At 67.5% G+C, this 22,642-nt stretch carries 15 protein-coding genes; 3 read left to right on the top strand and 12 right to left on the bottom strand.

From position 1 onward, the window contains the following. Positions 1-72: 72 nt before the first annotated feature. The 8 genes from fabZ to BQ7391_RS02970 form a co-directional block, all read right to left on the bottom strand. Positions 73-486, bottom strand: coding sequence for a 3-hydroxyacyl-ACP dehydratase FabZ (fabZ, locus tag BQ7391_RS03005; protein ID WP_075279243.1), 414 nt, complete (start codon positions 484-486; stop codon positions 73-75). A gap of 43 nt (positions 487-529) precedes the next feature. Next, positions 530-871 (bottom strand): acetyl-CoA carboxylase biotin carboxyl carrier protein, encoded by a 342-nt coding sequence (locus BQ7391_RS03000; RefSeq protein ID WP_075279242.1) that lies wholly within the window; start codon positions 869-871, stop codon positions 530-532. A gap of 2 nt (positions 872-873) precedes the next feature. Further along, complete coding sequence (fabF, locus tag BQ7391_RS02995; protein WP_075279241.1) at positions 874-2,121, bottom strand: beta-ketoacyl-ACP synthase II; 1,248 nt, start codon at positions 2,119-2,121, stop codon at positions 874-876. A gap of 93 nt (positions 2,122-2,214) precedes the next feature. Continuing rightward, complete coding sequence (fabG, locus tag BQ7391_RS02990) at positions 2,215-2,988, bottom strand: 3-oxoacyl-[acyl-carrier-protein] reductase (RefSeq protein WP_075279240.1); 774 nt, start codon at positions 2,986-2,988, stop codon at positions 2,215-2,217. A gap of 2 nt (positions 2,989-2,990) precedes the next feature. After that, positions 2,991-3,926, bottom strand: a complete 936-nt coding sequence (locus tag BQ7391_RS02985; RefSeq protein ID WP_075279239.1) for an ACP S-malonyltransferase — start codon at positions 3,924-3,926, stop codon at positions 2,991-2,993. Then, entirely contained in the window at positions 3,914-4,858 is a 945-nt protein-coding gene (gene fabK / locus BQ7391_RS02980; RefSeq protein ID WP_075279238.1) for an enoyl-[acyl-carrier-protein] reductase FabK, read from the bottom strand. The genes BQ7391_RS02985 and fabK overlap by 13 nt, the downstream gene beginning before the upstream one ends. 2 nt (positions 4,859-4,860) lie before the next feature. Then, positions 4,861-5,097 carry a phosphopantetheine-binding protein gene (locus BQ7391_RS02975; RefSeq protein ID WP_075279237.1) on the bottom strand — a complete coding sequence of 79 codons (237 nt, stop codon included), beginning with the start codon at positions 5,095-5,097 and terminating at the stop codon, positions 4,861-4,863. Between the two features lie 59 nt (positions 5,098-5,156). Beyond that, on the bottom strand, positions 5,157-6,116 hold the full coding sequence (locus tag BQ7391_RS02970) for a 3-oxoacyl-ACP synthase III family protein (RefSeq protein WP_075279236.1): 960 nt from the start codon (positions 6,114-6,116) through the stop codon (positions 5,157-5,159). 179 nt (positions 6,117-6,295) lie between these two features. On the opposite strand from BQ7391_RS02970, the gene BQ7391_RS02965 reads away from it, so the two are divergent. Continuing rightward, positions 6,296-7,054: a biotin--[acetyl-CoA-carboxylase] ligase gene (locus tag BQ7391_RS02965; RefSeq protein WP_075279235.1), complete on the top strand. Its 759-nt coding sequence runs from the start codon at positions 6,296-6,298 to the stop codon at positions 7,052-7,054. A gap of 193 nt (positions 7,055-7,247) precedes the next feature. On the opposite strand, the gene BQ7391_RS02960 is transcribed toward BQ7391_RS02965, so the two are convergent. Together BQ7391_RS02960 and BQ7391_RS02955 are read right to left on the bottom strand one after the other, a co-directional pair. Next, a complete protein-coding gene (locus BQ7391_RS02960) occupies positions 7,248-8,408 on the bottom strand; it encodes a hypothetical protein (protein ID WP_075279234.1) in 1,161 nt (386 codons plus the stop codon). A 488-nt stretch (positions 8,409-8,896) separates the two neighbouring features. Beyond that, positions 8,897-11,758: a beta-glucosidase gene (locus BQ7391_RS02955; protein WP_075279233.1), complete on the bottom strand. Its 2,862-nt coding sequence runs from the start codon at positions 11,756-11,758 to the stop codon at positions 8,897-8,899. 242 nt (positions 11,759-12,000) lie between these two features. Between BQ7391_RS02955 and BQ7391_RS02950 the strand changes: the two genes are divergently transcribed. Further along, entirely contained in the window at positions 12,001-12,717 is a 717-nt protein-coding gene (locus BQ7391_RS02950; protein ID WP_075279232.1) for a LytR/AlgR family response regulator transcription factor, read from the top strand. Then, positions 12,717-14,063: a sensor histidine kinase gene (locus BQ7391_RS02945; RefSeq protein ID WP_075279231.1), complete on the top strand. Its 1,347-nt coding sequence runs from the start codon at positions 12,717-12,719 to the stop codon at positions 14,061-14,063. Before BQ7391_RS02950 ends, BQ7391_RS02945 begins: the two co-directional genes overlap by 1 nt. A gap of 398 nt (positions 14,064-14,461) precedes the next feature. On the opposite strand, the gene BQ7391_RS02940 is transcribed toward BQ7391_RS02945, so the two are convergent. Beyond that, the gene (locus BQ7391_RS02940) at positions 14,462-18,883 is read right to left on the bottom strand and encodes a DNA-directed RNA polymerase subunit beta' (RefSeq protein WP_075279230.1); all 4,422 of its coding nucleotides are present in this window, start codon (positions 18,881-18,883) and stop codon (positions 14,462-14,464) included. Between the two features lie 5 nt (positions 18,884-18,888). Beyond that, entirely contained in the window at positions 18,889-22,407 is a 3,519-nt protein-coding gene (gene rpoB, locus BQ7391_RS02935; RefSeq protein ID WP_075279229.1) for a DNA-directed RNA polymerase subunit beta, read from the bottom strand. Positions 22,408-22,642 lie beyond the last annotated feature (235 nt).

Below are 22,642 nucleotides of genomic sequence, written 5' to 3'. Positions count from 1 at the left end.
ACTTTTGCACGGCGCTCTCTTCAAATGCCAAGTGCCGTGCAAAAGTGACTGTCCCTTTTGCACGGCAGGCCGCTACATGAGCGCGAAGGACATCTCCGCCTGGCAGCAGAGCTCGCCGTTCACGCGAGCCTCTCCCGTGGCAAAGCGGAAGGGCCCGCGGCTCCTGGTGATGCGGCACGTGAGTTCCACCGTGTCGCCGGGGCGCACGGGATGCTTGAAGCGGACCTTGTCGAGGCTCGTGTACATGGGCGTGGCGCCCTTGGCGGCAAGGTCGTCGGCAAGAAGGACGCAGCAGTTCTGCGCGAGCATCTCGCACTGAATCACGCCCGGAACGATGGGGTTTCCGGGGAAGTGTCCCTGGACGAAGAACTCGTCACCGGTGATGGTGATCTTGCCGTGGGCCTCGCCGTCGACGACCTCCGCCTCGTCGAGCAGAAGCATCGGCTCGCGATGGGGAAGCAGGTCCTTGAGCTCTTCCTTGTTCATCTTCTCAGCTCCCAACGTGGAAAAGGGACTGTCCCTTTTCCACCTAGTAGATCTTCATGAGGCAGCAGCCATACTCCACGAGGTCGCCGTCCTTCACGCAGATGTCGACGATCTCGCCGTCGGCCTCGGCGGTGACCTCGTTCATGACCTTCATGGCCTCGATGACGCAGAGGGTCTCGCCCTTCTTGACCTTGGAGCCCACGCGCACGAAGGGTTCGGCGCCAGGCGAGGGCGCGGGGGCAGGCGTGACAGGCGCCGCCGGGGCGGGCGCGACGCCGCCGCACTCGAGCTCGACCGCGGAGCCGTCGGGCTCCTCGACGCGCACGCGCGAGAGGCCGTAGTCCCTCATGATGTCAGCAATCTGGGAGATCTTCGCAGAGTCCATCGTTAGCTCCTCTCCACGGCGCGCAGCGCCAGCGCGGCGTTGTGGCCGCCAAATCCGAGGTTGGTGGAGAGGGCCCAGGTGAGCTCGCACTCCACCGCCTCGTTGGGCGTGTAGTCGAGGTCGCACGCCGGGTCGGGCGTGTGATAGTTGATCGTGGGCGGGACGACCCCGTTCTCGAGGGCGAGGGCGCAGGCCATGGCCTCGACGGCACCGGTGGCCCCGATCATGTGGCCGGTCATTGACTTGGTCGAGGAGACGTGCGCGGCACGCGCGGCCTCCTCGCCGAGGGCCTGCTTGAAGCCGAGGGTCTCAGACGCATCGTTGAGCTTGGTCGAGGTGCCGTGCGCGTTGATGTAGAGGCCCTCCTCGGGCTTCACGCCGCCCTCCTCCACGGCGAGCTTGATGGCGCGCGTGATGCCCGCCGCCTCCGGGTCGGGAGAGGTGATGTGGTAGGCATCGTCGGTGTTGCCGTAGCCAACGACCTCCGCGTAGATGTGGGCGCCGCGCGCAACAGCGTGCTCCCACTCCTCGAGGACGAGCACGCAGGCGCCCTCGCCCATGACAAAGCCGTTGCGCTCCGCGTCGAACGGGCGGCACGCGGTGGCGGGATCCGGGTTGGTCGTGAGGGCGCGGCAGCTCGTGAAGCCGGCGATGGACTCGGGCATGATCGCTGCCTCGGCACCGCCGGCGAGAATGGCGTCGGCATAGCCGTGCTTGATCGCGCGGAAGGCCTCCCCCACGGCGTGCGCGGACGTGGCGCAGGCGGTCACGACGGGCAGGGTGGGGCCAAGGGCCTTGTGGCGGATGGCGATGTTGCCCGTCGCCATGTTGGCGATCATCATCGTGATCATGAACGGGGAAGCGCGACGCGGGCCGCGCTCGGCGATGGTGTGGCAGTTGTCGGCGAAGGCGTTGATGCCACCCGTGCCGGAGCCCACGTAGACGCCCAGGCGCTCGCGGTCGATCGATCCCTCGGCATCGAGGCCGGAGTCGGCCATGGCCTCGTCGGAGGCGACGAGCGCGTACTGGGAGTAGAGGTCGAGGTGCGCCGCCTCCTGCTTGCCCAGGAGCTCGGCGCCGTTGAAGTCCTTGACTTCGGCGGCGACCTTGACCTTGAACGCCTCGGTGTCAAAGTGGGTGATGGGGCCGATGCCGCAGCGACCGGCAACCATGCCCTCCCACGTCTCCTTGGCAGTGTTTCCAAGCGGCGTAACGGCGCCGATGCCGGTGATTGCTACCCTGTGCTCCATCTCAACTCCCAACGCGTGCAAAAGGGACAGTCACTTTTGCACGTCTGTCATGTGGGCGTGCAAAAGTGACTGTCCCTTTTGCACGCGTGCCAGTTACATTGCCATGCCGCCGTCGACGCGGATGACCTCGCCGGTCACGTAGGACGCGGCGTCACTCACCAGGAAGCGGGTTACGGCGGCAATCTCGTCCGCGCTGGCCAGGCGCCCGAGCGGAATCTGCTTCTCGTAGCTCTCGACGACGCCCTCGGCGAGAACCGCCGTCATGTCCGTCTCCACGAAGCCGGGCGCGATGGCGTTCACCGTCACGCCGCGCGGCGCGAGCTCTCGCGCCACGGACTTGGTGAGGCCGATGAGGCCCGCCTTGGACGCGGCGTAGTTGGCCTGGCCGGCGTTGCCCATGAGGCCCACGACGGATGCCATGTTCACGATGCGACCGCCGCGCTGGCGCATGAAGGAGCGCGTCAGGGCGCGCGTGGTGTGGAAGGCACCCTTGAGATTGACGTCAATCACGCGGGAGAAGTCCTCGTCGCTCATGCGCACGAGCAGGCCGTCGCGGGTGACGCCCGCGTTGTTGACGAGGGCCCAGACGCTCCCGAAGTCGGCGAGAACCGCGTCCACCGTCGCCTTGACGGCCTCGGCGTCAGAGACGTCGCAGCGATAGGCGCGCACCGTGGCGCCGACCTCCTCGCAGGCGGCGACTGCCTCGGCGGCCGCCGCCTCGTTGCCCGCATAGACGAGCGCGAGGTCAAAGCCGTCGGCGGCAAGCCCCTCGGCGATGGCGCGGCCGATGCCGCGCGACGCGCCGGTCACGAGGGCGACGCGACGCTCGGCGTCGCGCTCGATGGTTCCGGTCTTGGCAGCGGCCATGGCTACTCCCCCTTCTCGGAAAGCGCGGCGAGAACCGCCTCGAGCTGCTCGACGGTCTCGCACGGCAGGGCCGTGACGTTTTCAAGCGTGCGGGAGACGAGGCCCGTGAGGGTCTTGCCGGGACCGACCTCGACGAAGGTGTCGACGCCGTCGGCGGCCATGTTCTGCAGGGTGCGGACCCACTGGACGGGGTTTGCCACCTGGCCGGAGAGCAGCTCGACGCGGGCCGCCTCATCGGCCGGGTAGGCCTCGCCCGTGCGGTTGGCCAGCACGGTCACGGACGGCTGCGCCGGGGCGTGGCCGTCCGCGAGGTACGCGGCAAGGCCGCGCTCGGCATCCGCCATGAACGGGCTGTGGAAGGCGCCCGAGACGGCGACCTTCATCGCGCGGCCCTTGGCCTCCTTGACGAGAAGGTCAAGCCTCTCGCAGGCCTCCGGCGTACCCGCGACGACGGTCTGGAGCGGGCTGTTGTAGTTCACGGGCCACGCGTCTCCCGCCTCGGAGGCAAGGCGCTCGACCGTAGTGGCGTCGAGCTTCACGACGGCGCGCATGGCGCCGGGGTTCTTCTCGGCAGCGTCTGCCATGAGCTCGGCGCGGCGGCACACGAGCTCGAAGCCCTCTTCGTCAGAGTAGGCGCCGGCAAAGGTGAGCGCGGCGACCTCGCCGAGCGAGAAGCCCGCCACCACGTCCGGCGTCACGCCGCGCGCGACGAGCGCGCGGGCGCACGCAAGGTCGGCGGCAAAGACGCAGGGCTGCGTGTTGATGGTCTGTGCCAGCTCCTCCTTCGTCCCGGAGAGGCACTGATCGGTGGTGCCGGGGCGCACCGCGTCGGCCATGTCGAAGACGGCCTTGGCAGCGGGCTCTGACTCGATGAGGTCGGCGCACATGCCGGGGTGCTGGGCGCCCTGGCCGGCGAAGAGGAAGGCTACCTTACCCATTGCGTCGCTCCTGCCAGGACCTTTTCGGCGCCGTTCACGAGGTCGTCGACAATCTCAAGCGCGCTCTGGCGCTCCTTCACCATGCCGGCGATCTGGCCGCAGAGGAAGCTGCCGTTCTCGTAGTCGCCCTCCTTGGCGGCCTTGCGCAGGGCGCCGGTGCCAAAGGCGTTGAGCTCCTCCTCGGGCGCGCCCGCAGACTCCATCTGGGCGTACTTGTTGGAGAACGGGTTCTTGAGGGCGCGGACCGGGTGCCCGGTGGAGCGGCCGGTGGCGCGCGTGGCAATGTCGTTGGCCTTGAGGACCATGTCCTTGTACTTGTCGGACACGGTGCACTCCTCCGCCACGAGGAAGCGCGTCCCCACCTGGACTCCCACGGCGCCGAGCATGAGGGCGGCGGCGACCCCGCGCCCGTCGGCGATGCCGCCGGCGGCGATGACGGGGATCTTCACGGCGTCCACGACCTGAGGCACGAGGGCCATCGTGGTGGTCTCGCCGATGTGGCCGCCGGACTCGGTGCCCTCGGCCACCACGGCCACGGCGCCGGCACGCTGGACGAGCCTTGCCATGGCGACGGAGGCCACCACGGGGATGACCTTGATGCCGGCCGCGTTCCAGGCCTTCATGTACTTGGTGGGGTTGCCGGCGCCGGTGACGACCACGGGCACGTGCTCGTCGATGACGACCTGGGCGACCTCGTCCGCAAACGGGCTCATGAGCATGACGTTCACGCCGAAGGGCTTGTCGGTCTTCTCGCGAAGCTCGTGGATCTGGTCGCGCAGCCAGTCGGCGTTGGCGTTCATGGCCGCGATGATGCCGAGGCCGCCGGCCTCGGAGACCGCGGCGGCGAGGGAGGCGTCGGCGATCCAGGCCATGCCGCCCTGGAAGACGGGCTTCTCGATGCCGAGAAGGTCACAGATGGGGGTGCGCAGCATGGCTAGTTCTCCAGGAGGGCGTCGACCATCTCGACGAACTCGCCGATGGTGGTGGGGTTGGACTCGGCGTCAATCTCGATGCCGAACTCGTCCTCGCAGGCCATGACGGCCTCGACGGTGGCCAGGCTGTCCAGGCCAACCTCGGCGAGCGTGGTCTCGGCGGTGAGCTCGACGTCATCGAGGCCGCCCTGCTCGCGGACGATCGCGCAGACGCGGTCGAAGGTGCTCTGATCTGCCATGGTGTTCTCCTTTGTTCCGTGCGCCCGGTCGGGCGCGCCAATGGACGGATATGTGCGACCTACTCCCAGCGGAGCAGGCAGGCACCCGTGTCGAGGCCAGCCCCGAAGCCAACGAGGGCGACGAGCTGGCCGGGCCCGAGCTGGCCTGAGCGGACGAGCCGGTCGAGGGCGAGCGGCACGCATGCGCTCGAGATGTTGCCGGTCTCCGCAAGCGAGCGCACGACCTTCTCGTCATCGAGGCCCAGCCGGGCGACGGCAGACGACAGGATGCGCTCGTTGGCCTGATGGAAGACGAAGTGGTCGATGTCCTCGACGGCCACGCCCGCCTCGCGCGCGAGCTCGGTCACCGAGGTGCAGATGGCGTTCACCCCGAACTTGAAGACGCGGCGCCCCTCCATGGAGAGGCTGCTTGCGGGATGCTCGGTCGCGTCGTAGGGCGAGCTGCCCCCGATGCCGGGCACGTGGAGGATCTCCACGGACGGCTCGGTCTCGAGGCGCATGGCGAGCGGGTTCTGGCCGCCCGCGGACAGAACCGCCGCGGCGGCCCCGTCGCCGAAGAGGACGCACGTGGCGCGGTCCTCCCAGTCCACGAGACGGCTCATCTTCTCCGCCGCGACGACGAGCACGCGCTCCGCGCGGCCGCGCGCGAAGTATCCGTCCGCGACGTCGAGGGCAAAGACGAAGCCCGCGCAGGCCGCCGACACGTCGAAGGCCGGGCACGTCGCGCCGAGGCGCTCGGCGATGGCGCAGGCCTCGGCGGGAATGAGGTGGTCCCCGCTCGTCGTGGAGCAGATGATGAGGTCAAGCTGGTCAGGCGTGACGCCGGCCGCCTCGAGGGCGCCGCGGCTCGCCTCGCACGCAAGGTCGTCAAGCGACTCGGAGGTGCAGATGCGACGGCTCCTGATGCCGGTCCGGGGGAAGATCCACTCGTCAGAGGTATCTAGGAACTCCGAGAGGTCGTCGTTGGTAACGGAGCGCGCCGGAAGCGCCGAGCCCGTGCCCAGAATGCGGAATCCCATCTTCTCGCCTCCTGCCTCGCCCTGTTGTTAACGCGTCAACATCTCTTTGGTAGGCTAGCAATTCAGGATGCGACGCAACGTCGTCATTTCCATGCCCTATCATTTTGCCACGATACCTCCACACGCGCGCGTTCCATTCGGACACCTGCCGCAAACGGGGGAAACGGTCGGGAGAGCGTATGGAAAACGAAACCGAGATTCGCGTGCTCGACGAAGTTGGCTCCACGAACGACGAGGCGCTTTCCCTTGGCAGGGCCGGGGCGGCGCACGGGCTCGCGGTCGCCGCGCGACGCCAGACCGCGGGACGCGGGCGACGAGGGCACGCGTGGGACTCCCCTGCGGGCAACCTCTACCTCTCCGTGGTGCTGCGGCCCAACGTGGGCCCGGAGCGCCTCTCTGGGCTCGCCGCCGTCTGTGGCCTGGGAGCGCTCGAGGCGCTCTCGGCCCTGGGCACCACAGACGTTCTGCTCAAGTGGCCCAACGACCTTCTCGCCCGGGGACGCAAGATCAGCGGGATCCTCGTCGAGGCGGCGCGCGATTCACGCGGAGAGACGTTCGCCGCGTGCGGCATCGGCGTCAACGTTGAGCGCGCCCCGCGGGGACTTGGCGCCACCTGCCTTGAGGAGCTCGGCGTGCAGGTGACCCTCCCGGCGCTTGCGCAGGGGCTGCGCGCGCGCCTGTGCGAACGCTGCGACGCCTGGACCGCGAGCATCAGAGCGCTTGTCGAGAAGGACGGTCCGCTCACGCCTGTCCTCGACGACTACCTCGCACATCTCGCCTGGCTCGGGGAGTCGGTCGTGGCGCTCTCCCCCGCCGGCGACGCGCTCTGCACGGGACGCCTCGCCACCATCGACGCCTGGGGCCGCGCCGTCCTTGAGACGCCCTATGGAACGCGGGCCTTCTCAGCCGAGCGGGCCTCTCTGCGCCCGCTTGCGTGATTTCCGGAGCAGAGCGCTCCGCTGTGGCCCCACTGCGGCCCCGCACCGGCGCCAAAGCCCCCGAACTTCTGTACTTTGCAGCCGACGCTTATAAGTGTCGGCCGCGCGCAAAGCGCTGACCTGCGATAACGCAGCGGCTTCACGCTCTTCTCGCCCACAATATACAGAAGTTTGGGGCCTCTGGGGAGGGGCCTCATACAAACGGGAGGGCGCCCCAGTCAGCAAGCACCTCGGCACGCAGGCGCGCCGCGAGCGCGCGCTGATGGTCTGTTGGCGGGCGCCATTCCATGCCGCGCTGCCGGGCAACGGCCTTGGAGAGCGCGTGGAGGTGCGCCTCGGATGTAATCTGTGGATACGTGACCGGCACGACCGCGATCCCCATGAGCCCCAGTGCGGTCGTGCGGTCCGAGTCGGAGAGATAGCCGGCGGCACTTCCGTGCGCGAGCGCACTGGGGCACTCAACGTCGACCCCCTCGTCCCAGTAGAGGTCGCAGTAGCAGGACGCGCGTCCGGCAAGCCGCCGCGCCTCGGGCGTGAGCGCAACGCGTCTGTTGTGCGAGAAGCCCGTGTGCCCCTCTCCCCCGCGCGACCGGGGGAAACCCAGTAGCACCCCGGTCCTCACCTCAAACGGCGACGCCGCGCCTGGGATCACGAGCCGCGCCGCCTCGGCGAGCCGAGCACGACCGTTCCGGGCCTCCGCGTGCTCCGCCAGGGACAGCAGCCCCTCGGGCGACGCAAGCGGTCGCCTTGACCAGAGGTCGGTTATCAGACCGTTCTCATCAAGGCACGGGGACCAGCCGTCTATGCGCGGGAGTCGTCGGCGCTCCACCAGCCCCTGCAGCACCTCGCGCGCGCAGTCGGGCGTGACAAAGACGGCAAAGGTCCCACAGAGCTCGGACGCAAGGAGCACCGTCCTTGTGAGGTTTGTCCGCGCGGCCAGCTGGAGCAGAGAAAACGCCGGAGAGACCACACGAACCGCGTCATCTACGCGCCTGAGCTCGCTTTCCGGCACACCTGAGGCCCAGACCCGTGGCCGGACGAGCGTTGCGCGTCGGCTCTGCGTGCGCCTTGTGACAAGCACGTCAATCGGGCCGTCCAGACCCGCCGCGAGCCTCCCGGCCACACGTCTGATCTCATGGGAGGCGGGGCCCGCCGCCCGCCAGCGCGCGCCTGACGCCCAGCAGGCGCGCGCGAGGGGGAGCTCCGCGCTGCCCGCCCTCAGCCGCTCCAGCTCCTCACCGTCCACGAGGTTGAGCAGCAGGGGGTCGTCGGGCGGCGCCTCCGTGAGCAGGCGCACGACAGGAGGGATGCGCCAGTACTGAAAAGCCGATATGTCGCAGATGATGGTCTCCATGCGCGGAGCCTATCACGCTGCCGCGCCGACGTCTTGGCTCTCTCAGCCACAGGCGAACCATCTGATTTGATAATTCATTTCATGAAGGGCTTGGTGCGCAGCTTACGTCCGCCGCCTGCCAAAGCGCGCGGAATCCGACGGTCGGCGTCAGCCTCGTGTCACTTCAGCCAGCGGCCGCCACCCGACCGCGAGCGGCCCACCCTTCTCGATAAGCCCGCACGATGAAGCACCCAAACTTCTGTACATTGCGGCCGACACTCATAAGTGTCGGCCGCACGCAAGGGGCTGACCTGCCATAACACATTAGCTCCGCGTTCTTCTCGCCCACAATCTACAGAACTTCGACCCCCTCTTGGCCCCGCCGGTCGGCGAGGTGCGGCTAGGCAGGCGGGGCGGCCCGGTCCTTCTCGCCCGGCGACTCCTGCGCGCGGCGCAGTGAGCCGGGGAGAAGGGCCGGGCCGCCCCCTCGCGTGCGTATGGGGGAGCGCCTACGAGGCCTTGCGCGCCGAGTAGCGCCTCACGGCGACGACGCCGAGGCCCACGAGCGCCACGCCGAGCACGACGTCGGCCGCGTAGGTCGCGATCTGCCACGCAGGCGTGACGGCGGCCGGGTCGCCATCGGCGTAGCGCCAGCTGTTGACCGCCGTGTAGAGGATGTTGTGAGCGGCGCGGCGCATCTGGATGACCGCCGTGGCGCTCTGGTCCTCCACGTTGTTCGTCGTCTCGGTGGAGGCGAGCATGATGTCGGTGCCGCCGCGGATGAGCTGGTCGGCGTTCTGGTAGCCATAGTTGAAGCCGGAGAAGTAGTCCGTCTCGACCATGCCCTCGAAGCCCCACTCGTCACGCAGGACGGTCTGGTTGAGCCCGAGGTGGGCGCTTGCGTAGGTGTTGCCGATGTAGTTAAACGACCCCATCATGGCCTGGACGCTCACGTCGGCCTTCACGACCTCCTCGAACGGGCGGAGGTAGATCTCACGGATGGACTGCTCGTTCGCCCAGGTGCAGAGCTGGCCGTTGCGCTCGGTCTCCTGCTCGTTGAGCGCGAAGTGCTTGGTGAAGGCATAGACGCCGCGGGAGTCGGCGCCGAGCACCTGCTGCGCCGCGAGCGTGCCCGTGAGCACCGGGTCCTCCGAGAAGTACTCGAAGTTGCGGCCGCCAAAGGCGGAGCGGTGGATGTTAATGGAGGGGGCGTACCAGCCGGAGACCTCCATCTCGTGCGCCATGTCGCCGATCGCCACGCCGAACTCGTAGGCGAGCTCCTTGTTCCACGAGCACGCGAGGGACACGTTGGACGGCAGGCCGATCGAGCTCACGCCGGTGAAGTTGTCCCTCAGGGCGGCCGGGCCGTCGACGTCGGACAGACGGATCTTGCGGATGGAGTCAACCGCGGCGTTCTGGTAGCCACCGTTGGCGATGAGGGTGTTCATCTCGTCCACGGTCAGCTGGTCGAGAAGGGCGTCCCACTGCGGGTCGTCGTAGGCGACGCCACGCAGGTCGATGAGGCGCAGCCCGTTGTCGGCGCCCGTCACGGGCATCTCGTCGTCGGGGTTGTCGAACTCCGTGGGATCGTAGTTGCCGTTGTTGTAGAACGTGGCCTTGTACTCGTCTGACATGGAGTAGTTCGTCGGGGCGGCCGTGGCCTCGGCGTAGTTGGCAAAGCCATCCTCGCGCGAGAGGTACTCGAGGTCGCCGTTGGCGTCGTCGAAGACGTTGGTCGCCACCCGGAGGTCGCCGTTGTGGGTGTTGTCCTCGGTGTCGTAGGTGATGGTCTCGGGCACGCTCACCGTCTGCTCGGAGATGACGGTGTGGGAGTCCGAGTTGATGGAGACCACGTAGTCGCCGGCCTCGAGCACGTAGGCGCGAGCGCCCTCGTAGTCGTAGGAGGCCATGTCGTCATCCTCGAAGCTGATGGTGACGGTCTGGGACTCGCCGGGCTCGAGGAGGGCGGTCTTCTCGTACGCCACGAGGTTGGCCGTGGCCTTCTCGATGCCGCCATTGGTGTAGGGCGGGTTCACGTAGGCCTCGACCACATCCTTGCCCGCCACGTCGCCCGTGTTGGTGACGGTGACGTCAAAGCTCACCGTGTCCCCGTCAAAGCTCGCGGGACCCATCTCCTGGCTGAACGTGGTGTAGCTGAGGCCGTAGCCAAACGGGTACTGGACGCTCGCCTCGTAGTCGACGAGCCCCTCGTCGTCCGCCGTCTCCCAGAAGCGATAGCCCACGTAGATGCCCTCGACGTAGTTCACGAACTTGGGGGAGCGGATGCCGCGGGCGCTCTCGACCTCGAACTCGCTCACGTTGTCGTACTGGAAGGCGCCGAAGTTGTTCCACGTGGGGGCCTGGGTGAGGTCATAGAGGAACGTGTCGGACGTCTTGCCGGACGGGTTCACCGCGCCGGTGAGGACCGAGCCCAGCGCCTCGAAGCCGGCCTGGCCGGGGTGCGGCGCCCACAGCACGCTCTTGATCTCGGGGTAGTCCGCAAGGAAGCCCATCTCGAAGGCGTTGGCGCCGTTGTAGACGAGGACCACGTTGTCGAAGTTCTCGCACACGAGGTCGAGCATGTCGCGCTCGGTGCGGCTGAGCTCGAGGTAGTGCTGGCCTGCCTCGAAGTCGGCGTACTCCGTGGAGTTGTTGGTGTAGGTGACGCCCTCGGCGCCCATGTCGGTGGGCAGGTCGAGGCCCTCGCCGCCCACGCGCCCGATGACCACGATCGCGGTGTCGGAGAAGTCGCGCGCGTCGGCCATGAGCTCATCGGTGTAGGTGCTCGCCGGCGGCTCGGGCAGCGTCCAGTCCGCCGCGGTGACGGCGATGACGCCGCGCTCGGTCGAGTAGTCCGTGTAGAAGTTCGTGAGCTCCTCGTTGGTGGTGAAGCCGGCCATCTCCAGGCTGTCGAGCAGCGTCAACGTCTCATAGGCGTCGGAGAGCGAGCCGGAGCCCGTGCCGCCATAGATGGGGTTGGTGGACGCCCAGCCAAAGACGTTCACGTTGCCCGGCTCCATCGGGAGCAGGTCCTCGCTGTTCTGAAGCAGGGTGATGCCCTCGGACTCGATGTCCACGGCAAGCTGGTTGGTCCTGTCGATGGTGTCCTGCGAAAGCTCGTGGCGCTCGGCGGTGGCCATGGTGACAGCGCTGTTGAGCGGCCCCAGGAGCATCGCGTTCACCGAGCCCGCGACCACGGCCACGGCCGCGATCCACGTGAGCGAGCGGGCGAGCTTGCGCCTCCCCTCCGCCATGCGCGCCACGACGACCGTGACCACAATGGCCGCCACCAGCGCGATCGCGATGACGACGAGCTGCGGCGCGACCGACTGCAGCACGGCGAGCACGTCGTCCATGTTGATCTCGAGCATGCGTTCTCCTTCCCTTGTTCCCTCGTGCATGGGTCCGCCCCTCTGGCGGCCCGTCCTTCTCGTCCTTTGTATGAAAACGACCTGAAGGAGATAAGGGGTCCGGGGGCATCGGTCGGTTTTTTGACGTCTTCTGCCCTCCCCCGCCCGCTCGCGCACGCCGCCCGGAGGCGCGCCCATCGCGCGCCGGCACCCTTACAATTGAGATGAGCGCAAGGGACCTGAACGAGCCGGCGGGAGATGTCATGCACAAGGTTCTTATCGTCGAGGACTACGCAGACGATGCGGAGGTCCTGAGTGACGCCGTCATGCGCTATGGCGAGAAGCACGGGCTTGAGTTCGAGATAGAGACGAGCCCGGTGGCAACGGCGCTGGCACGTGGCACCCGCACGTTTGACCTCGTCTTCCTTGACATCGAGCTCCCGGGGATCAACGGCATGGAAGCGGCCGAGCTCATGCGCTCCTACGACTCGGACACGCCCCTCATCTTCACGACGAGCCTCGCCCAGTACGCGGTGCGCGGCTACGAGGTCGGCGCCGCGGGCTTCATCGTCAAGCCCGTCACGCAGCCCAAGCTCGAGATGGCGCTCGACAAGGTGGTGGGTCGGCTCAGCCGGGCCGGCGCGGGGAGAATCGTCCTCCAGGTGGGCGGAGGCGTTCGCGTGATTCCGCTCCGCGAGCTCTACTACGTGGAGCTGCTCCGCCATGACCTCGCCTTCCACCTCACCACCGGCGACGAGCCCCTCATGCTCCGCGGGACCATCCGGCAGGTCATGGAGGCGGCCGAGAAGGACGGGCCACTGCTCCAGATCTCAAGCGGATGCGTCGTCAACATGGACTACGTGCGGCTCATGCAGGGGTCGCGCGTCAGCATGGCCAACAGCGACCTCCTCCCGCTCAGCCGCTCGCGCCGCCGGGAGGCCATCGAGCACTTCTCCTCCTACCTGGGAGGGGCGCTCTGATGCCGGGCCTGCTCGGCCTCGTCCAGCGGGCCCTGCTCGTCAGTTTGCCGAACTTCCTCACCATCTTTGTGGCCGTGGGCCTCTTCTGCGCGCTCTACCCGCTGAGGGCCGGCCGCTGGCGGCTTCTCGCGTGCGCCGGAACGTGTCTTGGCATCTCGTTTGCGAGCTCCCTTTTCCACACCGCGGTCACGACCTGGGCCATCTCCCAGTTCGGCGACTTTGCCGCCGCGGCGGCCACCATCATGTTTTTCGTCGTGGTCCTTCTCGCCTGCGTGCCCATCGCCCAGATGGTCTTCGAGGTGAGCCTCTGGGATGCCGTTTTCTGCTGCACGGCAGGCTATGCCCTGCAGAACCTCGCACACTCCCTCTGGGAGACCCTGCGCTTCCTCACCGTGCCCGACCTCCCCTCCGACAATCCCCTCTCCAGCGCCTCCCAGCTTGCCGTTGCCGCCGTCGTCTTCCTGCTGGGATACCGCCTGCTCGTGCGACGCATCCATACCGACCGGCTGGAGGGCGAGGGCGATCGCCGAACGCTGCTCGTCCTTTTGGGCGTCATCGCCGTGAACATCGTCCTCGACACCTCGATCCGCGAGCTGTACGGCATGGGCGCCCTTCCCGAGGAGGCCTTCCTGCTCCTCGTGCTCGCGCAGCTCTTCATCTGCGCGCTCACGCTCTATCTTGACTACGAGATCCTCTACTCCAACCGCATGCGCACCGACGCCGCGACGACGCGCCAGCTCATGGCCGACGAGCGCCGTCAGTACGAGCTCTCGCGCGACACGATCGAGGCCATCAACGTGCGCTGCCATGACATCCGTCACCAGGTCCACTCCCTCTCGGGGAGGTCGGGCGCCGGCGAGGAGTTCATGCGCAGCATCGACGGGCTCATCTCGATATACGATTCCGGGGTGCAGACCTCGAACCCAGCCCTCGACGTCATCCTCACCGAGAAGGGGCTGCTCTGCAGCCGCAAGGATATCGAGCTTACGTGCTCGGCCGACGGCTCGATCCTGTCGTTCATGTCCGAGCAGGACGTCTACTCGCTCTTTGGCAACGCGCTCGACAACGCGATCGACGCGGCTGACGCCATCTCCGACCCTGAGCGCCGCCTCATCGACGTGAGCGTTCGCCGCATGGGCCAGATGGCCGTCATCCAGGTGCGCAACTTCTACGAGGGCGAGCTCAGGCAGGAGGGCGGCTCGCTCGGCAGCACCAAGGGCGGTGGCCTGCACGGCTATGGCACCAAGTCCATGCGGCTCGTCGCCGAGCGCTACGGCGGGTCGATCACCTTCGACGCCCGCGACGGGCTCTTCCGCGTCCACGTGCTGCTGCCCATCCCTGAATAGGGCCGGGGCCACCGTCTCTCCCGCATCGCCCTCCCCGCTTCGCCGCGCCGCTGAGGACGCGCTGCGGATTTGGTGGTCGTGGCAGTTCTCGCGCGCGGGGCGTTGCGCGGATGGGGGTTGTGGCAATCGGCGCGGGGCGTCAACTGGGCGTTCTTCTCGCCCTGTTGCGCGGATGGGGGTTGTGGCAGCCCAATCGCTGCCACAACCCCCATCCGCGCAACGCCCCGGCCCCATGAATTGCCATGATCCCAAAGCCCGCAACGCCCGTTGCGGTCGGCGACCCTCGGCCCACACGACACAGGGCGGCCCGGCCCTTCTCGCCCGGCGACTTCTGCGCGCAGCGCAGTGAGCCGGGGAGAAGGACCGGGCCGCCCCTCAGGTGCGTATGGGACGAGCGCCTACTCCTCGGTCTCCTGGCGGACCACCTGGGAGAGGAGGTCGTCAAGGGAGCCAAGGTCCTCGTTGATGATGCCCGAGTCGCTGGACGGGGCCTCGGAGCCTCCGATCAGCTCGTCGTCATCGAAGTGGTGCGTCGAGGGCGCGGCGGTGCCGAGCATGATGTCGGCGTCCGCGTCCGGCGAGAAGACCATGTTGAGGAGCTGGGAGAGGTCCTCGCTGTCGGCCTCGGAGTCATCGGGCTCCAGGATGTAGAGCAGGCCGCGGGCCTCCAGGCCGTCGCGGAGCTCCTCGATGGCCTTGGCGCCGATGCCGTCGATGCGCAGGAGGTCGTCCTCGGTCTTGCCGATGAGGTCGCCCACGGTCTCGATGCCCACCTCGCTGAACTTGTTGGTCCAGCGCTGCGAGACGCCGAGGTCGTCGAAGAGGTAGAGCTTGGCGTCCTCGCTGGAGAGCGTGCGGCCGTTCTTGGAGTACACGCCGCCGAAGCCATAGTCGTCGCCGACCCAGTCGAGCTGCTTGGGCAGCTGCTCCTCGATGTCCTTGAGCTCGTCGGGCGCCCACTCGGGCAGGCTCTTGGCGAGCGGCGACGTGGGACCTTCGATCTTGGTGCCGTGGTAGGTGAGCTCCACGTCGTTGTAGGCGGAGAGTCCGGTGCCGGCCGGGATCTGCTTGCCCACGATGACGTTGGACTTGAGGTCGAGCAGGTGGTCGATGTCACCCTCGATGGCGGCCTCGGTGAGGACGCCCGCGGTGCGGATGAACGAGGCACTCGAGAGCCAGGAGTCGATGCTCGAGGCGACCTTGAGCGTGCCGAGGATCACGGGCTCCGCCTCGGGCGGGGTGCCGCCGGCCAGGGTCACGTTGCGCACGGTGTCGGCGAACACGTAGCGGTCCACGTACTGGCCGAGCAGGTACTGGGAGTCGCCCGGGTTGGTCACCTGGACGCGGCGCAGCATCTGGCGAGCGATGACCTCGATGTGCTTGTCGTTGAGGTCGACGCCCTGGGAGGTGTAGACGTCCTTGACCGACTCGACGAAGGTGTGCATCGTCGACTCGATGTCCGTCAGGCGGCGCAGCTTGCGGAAGTTGACGAAGCCGCGGGTGATCTGGTCGCCGGCGCGGACCTCAACGCCGTCCTCGACGTCCGGCATGAAGCGCACGGAGGCGGGAACGCGCCACTCCTCGATGATGCGGCTCGGGTCCTCCGTGTCGACGATGCGCAGGAGGTACTCGGTCTGCTCGGGGGTGATGCGCAGGGTGCCGGAGACGGGCGCGAGGTCGGCCTCGCGGCCGAGGATCTTCTCGTTGACGTTGCCGACGACGTCGAACATGCGGGCGACCGTGGGGAGGCCCTGCGTGATGTCGTCAGCGCCCGCGACGCCGCCGGAGTGAATGGTACGCATCGTGAGCTGGGTGCCCGGCTCGCCGATGGACTGGGCGGCGATGACGCCGACCGCGGTGCCGATGTTGACCGGGCGACGGGTGGAGAGGTCCCAGCCGTAGCACTTCTGGCAGACGCCGTACTTGGACTTGCAGGTGAGCAGAGCGCGCAGCTCCACGCGCTTGAGGCCGTGCTCCACGAGCATCTCAAGGTCCGCCTTGGACTCGATGTAGCCGTCCTTGGCGATGAGAGCCTCGCCGGTGGCGGGGTCGACGATGTCGTTGAGCGCGCAGCGGCCCACGAGGTCGGTGTCCACGGAGGTCTGGCCCGGCTTGATCAGCGGGTAGGTGACGCCCTCGTCGGTGCCGCAGTCCTCCTCGCGAACGATGACGTCCTGGGCCACGTCGACGAGACGACGGGTCAGGTAGCCGGAGTCGGAGGTGTGCGACGCGGTGTCGACGAGGCCCTTGCGGGCGCCGTAGGTGGAGATGAAGTACTCGAGCGGCTCGAGGCCCTCGCGGAAGTTGGCCTTGATCGGCAGGTCGATCGTGTCACCGGACATGTCCGCCATGAGGCCGCGCATGCCGGCGAGCTGACGGAGCTGCGTCTTGGAGCCACGGGCGCCGGAGTCGGCCATCATGTAGATGGGGTTGTCCTCGGCGAAGCCGGCGAGCATCTCGGTGGCGAGAAGGTCGGTGCACTCGGTCCACGCGTTGACGACCTCGGTGTGACGCTCCACCTCGGAGAGGAAGCCGTCCTCGTAGTACTCGTTGATCTCGTCGACGCGGCCCTGCGCCTCCTCGAGGAGCTGGGGCTTGTCGGCGGGGATCGTGGCGTCCCACACGGAGACGGTAAGGCCCGCGAGCGTGGCGTAGTGGAAGCCGGTCTCCTTGATGGCGTCGAGGATCGGCTCGACTTCGGCCGTGGTGTAGCGGTCGCAGCAGTCGTTGACCAGCGCGCCGATGTCGCTCTTCACCATCTTGTAGTTGATGAAGGGGTAGTCGGCCGGCAGGCACTGACGGTTGAAGATGATGCGGCCCGGCGTGGTCTCAAAGCGCGCGGTGTGCTCGGTGACGTCGAAGTCCTCGTGCTGGCCCTTGGCGGTGAGCACGCGGAAGATCTTGCGGTCGCCCTCGACGACGTTGGCGTCGGCGGCGGAGACGCGCACCATGACCGGCTCCTGGATGCCCAGGCCACGCTTCATGTCGATGGCGAGGAGGGCGTCGTCGAAGTCGGCGAAGACCGGGGTCTCGTCGCTCTTCTCGCCCGTCTCGGTGGTGAGGTAGTAGGCACCGAAGACCATGTCCTGGGACGGCACGGTCAGCACCTTGCCGGAGGCCGGCGAGCGCAGGTTGTTGGAGGACAGCATGAGGACGCGGGCCTCGGTCTGCGCCTGCGTGGAGAGCGGCACGTGCACGGACATCTGGTCGCCGTCGAAGTCGGCGTTGAAGGGGGCGCACACGAGCGGGTGCAGGTGGATGGCCTTACCCTCAACGAGGACCGGCTCGAAGGCCTGGATGGAGAGGCGGTGCAGCGTAGGTGCGCGGTTGAGCAGGACGAGACGATCCTGAACGACCTCCTCGAGGACGTCCCAGACGGCCGGCAGCTGGCGGTCGATCGCGCGCTTGGCGCCCTTGATGTTCTCCACCTTGCCGAGCTCGACGAGGCGGCGCATCACGAACGGCTTGAAGAGCTCGAGCGCCATCTGCGTGGGAAGGCCGCACTGGTGCAGCTTCAGCTTGGGGTCGACGACGATGACCGAGCGGCCGGAGTAGTCGACGCGCTTGCCCAGCAGGTTCTGGCGGAAGCGGCCCTGCTTGCCCTTGAGGGCCTCGGCGAGCGACTTCAGCGGACGCCCGCCGCGCCCGGTGACGGGGCGGCCGCGACGGCCGTTGTCGAAAAGCGCGTCCACGGACTCCTGGAGCATGCGCTTCTCGTTGTTGACGATGATCGCCGGGGCGTCGAGGTCGAGCAGGCGCTTGAGGCGGTTGTTGCGGTTGATCACGCGACGGTAGAGGTCGTTGAGGTCGGACGCCGCGAAGCGGCCGCCGTCGAGCTGCACCATCGGGCGCAGGTCGGGCGGGATGACCGGGATGACGTCGAGGATCATGTTGGCAGGGTCGTTGCCGCCCTTGAGGAACGCGTCGACGATCTCCAGGCGCTTGATGGCCTTCTCGCGCTTCTGCTTCTGGGCGTCCTCGGAGGCGATGATCTGGCGAAGGCTCTGCGCCTCGGACTCGAGGTCGATGCCGCGCAGCAGCTCGCGCACGGCCTCGGCGCCCATGCCGCCCTTGAAGTAGATGCCGTAGTAGCGCTTGAGCTCGGAGAAGAGGCTCTCGTCGGAGATGAGCTCGCGCTCCTCGAGCTGCATGAACTTCTCGTAGGCGTCGCGGCGGAGCGCCTTCTCCTCCTCGTACTCCTCCTCGAGGTCGGCGATGCCGGCGCGGATCTCGTCGGCCGAGAGCGGCTCGATGTCGCTGAACTCGTCGTCGGAGGCCTCGCCCTGCTCCTTCAGGCGCTCGATCTGCTCGTCGCGCTCGGCGTCGAGCTCCTCGAGGTCGGCGGCCAGCTCCTCCTTGAGGTCGTCCGCGTCAGCCTCGCGGGCCTCGGTGTCGACGTTGGTGATGATGTAGCTGGCGAAGTACAGGACCTTCTCGAGGTCCTTGCTCTTGATGTCGAGCAGGCGCGCGAGCGGGAAGCTCGTGGGGCTCTTGAAGTACCAGATGTGGCTCACGGGGGCCGCGAGCTCGATGTGGCCCATGCGCTCGCGGCGCACCTTGGCCGTGGTCACCTCAACGCCGCAGCGCTCGCAGACGATGCCGCGGAAGCGGATGCCCTTGTACTTGCCGCAGGCGCACTCCCAGTCCTTGGTGGGACCGAAGATCTTCTCGCAGAACAGACCGTCCTTCTCGGGCTTGAGGGTGCGGTAGTTGATGGTCTCGGGCTTCTTGACCTCGCCCTGCGACCAGCTGCGGATGCGGTCGGCGGAGGCAAGGGAGATCTTGATGGCGTCGAAGTCGGTGGTGTCGAAGTCTGCCACAGTCGCTACTCCTTATCGCTCTTCACGTCGCCAGCGAGAACGGCGTCGGCGTTGTCGAGGTCATCGTCCGAGCCGATGAGGTCATCGGCGGGAGCCATGTCGGCGAAGACGTCCACGGCGCTCTCGGCAGCGGCCTCCTCCTGCTCCTGGGCGACGCGCTCGGCGCGCTTCTTGTAGGAGATCGGCTCGATGTCCAGGGCCAGGGAGCGAATCTCCTTGACGAGGACCTTGAAGGACTCCGGGATGCCGGCGGACGGCACGTTCTCGCCCTTGACGATGGACTCGTAGGTCTTGACGCGGCCGTTGGTGTCGTCGGACTTGACGGTGAGAATCTCCTGGAGGACGTTGGCCGCGCCGTAGGCGTAGAGGGCCCACACCTCCATCTCGCCGAAGCGCTGGCCGCCGAACTGGGCCTTGCCGCCGAGCGGCTGCTGGGTGACGAGGCTGTAGGGGCCGGTCGAGCGCGCGTGGATCTTGTCGTCGACCATGTGGCCGAGCTTCAGGATGTAGCTCGTCCCCACGGTGATCGGGCTCGCGAAGGGCTCGCCGGTGCGGCCGTCGTAGAGGGTGGTCTTGCCGAGGTCGTTGAGCTGCGGGACGAACTCCTCGCGCATGTGCTCGCCGTAGTCCATGCGGGCCTTGTTCATGAGGTTGATGTTCGTGCGACGCAGGAGCTCCGCGACCTCCTCGTCGGTGGCGCCGTCAAAGACGGGCGTGGCGACGTTGATCGGGCCGGGCACGTAGCGCTCGGAGTTCTCCGACTCGTCGTCCCAGCCGTGGGCGGCGCCCCAGCCGAGGTGGCACTCGAGAAGCTGGCCGACGTTCATACGGGACGGGACGCCCAGCGGGTCGAGAAGGACGTCGACGGGCGTGCCGTCGGCCATGTAGGGCATGTCCTCCACGGGCAGGACGTTGCAGACGACGCCCTTGTTGCCGTGGCGGCCGGCGATCTTGTCGCCCTGCTGGATCTTGCGGCGCTGCGCGACGAAGACGCGGACGAGCTCGTTGACGCCCGGCGGGAGGTCGTCGCCCGCCTCGCGGCTGAAGCGGACCACGTCCACGACGCGGCCATAGGCGCCGTGCGGCATCTTGAGGGAGGTGTCGCGCACGTCGTGGGCCTTGGCGCCGAAGATGGCGCGCAGGAGGCGCTCCTCGGCCGTGAGGGCCGTCTCGCCCTTCGGCGTGACCTTGCCCACGAGGATGTCGCCGGGGCCGACCTCGGCGCCGATGCGGATGATGCCGTCGTCGTCGAGGTTGGCGAGCATGTCCTCGGAGAGGTTGGGGATCTCGCGGGTGATCTCCTCGGGGCCGAGCTTGGTGTCACGAGCATCGATCTCGTGGCGGGAGATGCTCACCGACGTGAGGAGGTCCTCCTGCACGACGCGCTCGGAGACGATGATGCCGTCCTCGTAGTTGAAGCCCTCCCACGGCATGTAGGCCACGGTGAGGTTGGCGCCGAGCGCGAGCTCGGAGTGATCGATGGAGGTGCCGTCGGCGAGCGGCTGGCCGGCCTCGACCTTCTCGCCCGCGCGCACGATCGGGCGGTGGTTGATGCACGTGGACTGGTTGGAGCGCTCGTACTTGGGGAGGTCGTAGCGCTCGGAGCCGTACTCGTCGGAGTAGACGACCACATGGGCGGCGTCGACCTCGGAGACGGTGCCGGCGTGCGCGGCGCGGATGAGCTCGCCGGAGTCGAGCGCGGCGCGCTCCTCCATGCCGGTGCCGACGAACGGGGCGTGGGCCTTGATCAGGGGCACGGCCTGGCGCTGCATGTTGGCGCCCATGAGGGTGCGCTTGGCGTCGTCGTGCTCGAGGAACGGGATGAGGTTTGCGGCCACGGAGAGCAGCTGGCGCGGGGAGACGTCCATGTAGTCGACGTCCTCGACGGCGACCTGCGCGGGCGCGCCGAAGGAGCCGTCGAAGTCGCGGGTGCGGGCGATGACGCGCTCGGGGTGCGTCACGTTGCCGTGGGAGTCGACCTCCACGAACTCGCCGGTCTTGGGGTCGAACGGCGTGTTGGCGGGGGCGATGTTGTGCACCTCCTCCTCGTCGGCCGTCATCCAGTCGATCTTGTCGGTGACCTTGCCGTCCTCGACGCGGCGATACGGCGACTCGATGAAGCCGTACTCGTTGACGTGCGCGTAGAGCGCAAGCGAGCCGATGAGGCCGATGTTCGGGCCTTCGGGGGTCTCGATCGGGCACATGCGGGAATAGTGCGAGTTGTGGACGTCGCGGACGGCCGTTGGCACGTTGGTGCGGCGGCTGGAGCCGGACTTGTGGCCGGCAAGGCCGCCCGGGCCGAGCGCCGAGAGGCGACGCTTGTGGGTGAGGCCGGCCAGCGGGTTGGCCTGGTCCATGAACTGCGAGAGCTGGGAGGAGCCGAAGAACTCCTTGATGGCCGCCACGATCGGGCGGATGTTGATCAGGCTCTGCGGCGTGATGTCGTCCACGTCCTGGGACGCCATGCGCTCGCGCACGACGCGCTCCATGCGGCTCATGCCGATGCGGAACTGGTTCTGGACCAGCTCGCCCACGGTGCGAACGCGGCGGTTGCCAAAGTGGTCGATGTCATCGAGGCGCTTGGTGGTGTCACCGGCGTGAAGGGCGAGCAGGTAGCGCAGGGACTCGACGATGTCCTCCTGCGTGAGCACGCGGGCGGAGGACTCGAGGTCGAGGCCGAGCTTCTTGTTGACCTTGTAGCGGCCGACGCGGGCGAGGTCGTAGCGCTGCTCGTTGAAGTAGAGGCCGTCGATGAGCGAGCGGGCGGAGTCCACGGTGGGGGGCTCGCCGGGGCGCTGGCGACGGTAGATCTCGAGCAGGGCGTCCTCGCGGGTGGTGGCGGTGTCGCGCTCGAGCGTGTTGCGCACGACGTCGGAGTCGCCGAGGAGCGAGAGGATCTCGTCGTCCGTCTCGGCGATGCCGAGGGCGCGCAGGAACATCGTCGCGGACTGGCGGCGCTTGCGGTCAATGGAGACCACGAGGTGGCCGCGCTTGTCGACCTCGAACTCGAGCCACGCGCCGCGGGCGGGGATGAACTGCGCCTTGTGGACGCGCACGCCGTTGTCCATCTCGGACGCGAAGTACACGCCCGGGGAGCGGACGAGCTGGGAGACCACGACGCGCTCGGTGCCGTTGATCACGAAGGTGCCGCGCTCGGTCATGAGCGGGAAGTCGCCCATGAAGACGAGCTGCTCCTTCATCTCGCCGGTCTCCTTGTTGACGAAGCGCACGTCAACGAAGAGGGGGGCCTGGTAGGAGATGTCCTTCGCGCGGCACTCTGCGATAGTGTGCGCCGGGTCGCCAAACTGGTGGTCGCCAAAGGTGACCTGCAGGGTGTGGGCGGAGTTCTCAATCGGGGAGAACTCGGCGAAGGACTCGGCAAGCCCCTCCCCCATGAACCGCTCGAAGGACTCCTTCTGAACGGAGATGAGGTTCGGCAGCTCCATCGCCGGGGCGATCTTGCTGAAGGTCTTGCGTCCGGTCGTTCCTTGTGGTTTGGTAAGAGCAGTCTTTGCGGTAGACACCAGGCTTTTCCTCCTTCAAAAAGGGTGGAAGGCGGCAATTGTCGCAACGTAATAAGTTACCGAAACCACCAGGCATGGTCAATGAAAAGTCTTGACTTGGCTACCGTTTTCGAGTAGGTTTTCGCAGATACCCCTTTGAGCTGCATAAACGCAACGGCGAGAAGAACCTCGATGTGAAGGTTCGGTGTTTGCCCGCCGCTCGACGTTCTTCTCGCCGTCAGCGGACCCTCCCGTC

Source organism: Thermophilibacter provencensis (genome assembly GCF_900128445.1).
GTDB lineage: Bacteria > Actinomycetota > Coriobacteriia > Coriobacteriales > Atopobiaceae > Thermophilibacter > Thermophilibacter provencensis.
Note: the sequence above shows the minus strand (reverse complement) of the source record. Positions and strands in the feature narration are given on the sequence as shown.

What these genes read in the sequence shown, in the direction of transcription:
- fabZ (WP_075279243.1), bottom strand. Translation starts at nt 486, where the DNA reads ATGAACAAGGAAGAGCTCAAGGACCTGCTTCCCCATCGCGAGCCGATG.
- BQ7391_RS03000 (WP_075279242.1), bottom strand. Translation starts at nt 871, where the DNA reads ATGGACTCTGCGAAGATCTCCCAGATTGCTGACATCATGAGGGACTAC.
- fabF (WP_075279241.1), bottom strand. Translation starts at nt 2,121, where the DNA reads ATGGAGCACAGGGTAGCAATCACCGGCATCGGCGCCGTTACGCCGCTT.
- fabG (WP_075279240.1), bottom strand. Translation starts at nt 2,988, where the DNA reads ATGGCCGCTGCCAAGACCGGAACCATCGAGCGCGACGCCGAGCGTCGC.
- BQ7391_RS02985 (WP_075279239.1), bottom strand. Translation starts at nt 3,926, where the DNA reads ATGGGTAAGGTAGCCTTCCTCTTCGCCGGCCAGGGCGCCCAGCACCCC.
- fabK (WP_075279238.1), bottom strand. Translation starts at nt 4,858, where the DNA reads ATGCTGCGCACCCCCATCTGTGACCTTCTCGGCATCGAGAAGCCCGTC.
- BQ7391_RS02975 (WP_075279237.1), bottom strand. Translation starts at nt 5,097, where the DNA reads ATGGCAGATCAGAGCACCTTCGACCGCGTCTGCGCGATCGTCCGCGAG.
- BQ7391_RS02970 (WP_075279236.1), bottom strand. Translation starts at nt 6,116, where the DNA reads ATGGGATTCCGCATTCTGGGCACGGGCTCGGCGCTTCCGGCGCGCTCC.
- BQ7391_RS02965 (WP_075279235.1), top strand. Translation starts at nt 6,296, where the DNA reads ATGGAAAACGAAACCGAGATTCGCGTGCTCGACGAAGTTGGCTCCACG.
- BQ7391_RS02960 (WP_075279234.1), bottom strand. Translation starts at nt 8,408, where the DNA reads ATGGAGACCATCATCTGCGACATATCGGCTTTTCAGTACTGGCGCATC.
- BQ7391_RS02955 (WP_075279233.1), bottom strand. Translation starts at nt 11,758, where the DNA reads ATGCTCGAGATCAACATGGACGACGTGCTCGCCGTGCTGCAGTCGGTC.
- BQ7391_RS02950 (WP_075279232.1), top strand. Translation starts at nt 12,001, where the DNA reads ATGCACAAGGTTCTTATCGTCGAGGACTACGCAGACGATGCGGAGGTC.
- BQ7391_RS02945 (WP_075279231.1), top strand. Translation starts at nt 12,717, where the DNA reads ATGCCGGGCCTGCTCGGCCTCGTCCAGCGGGCCCTGCTCGTCAGTTTG.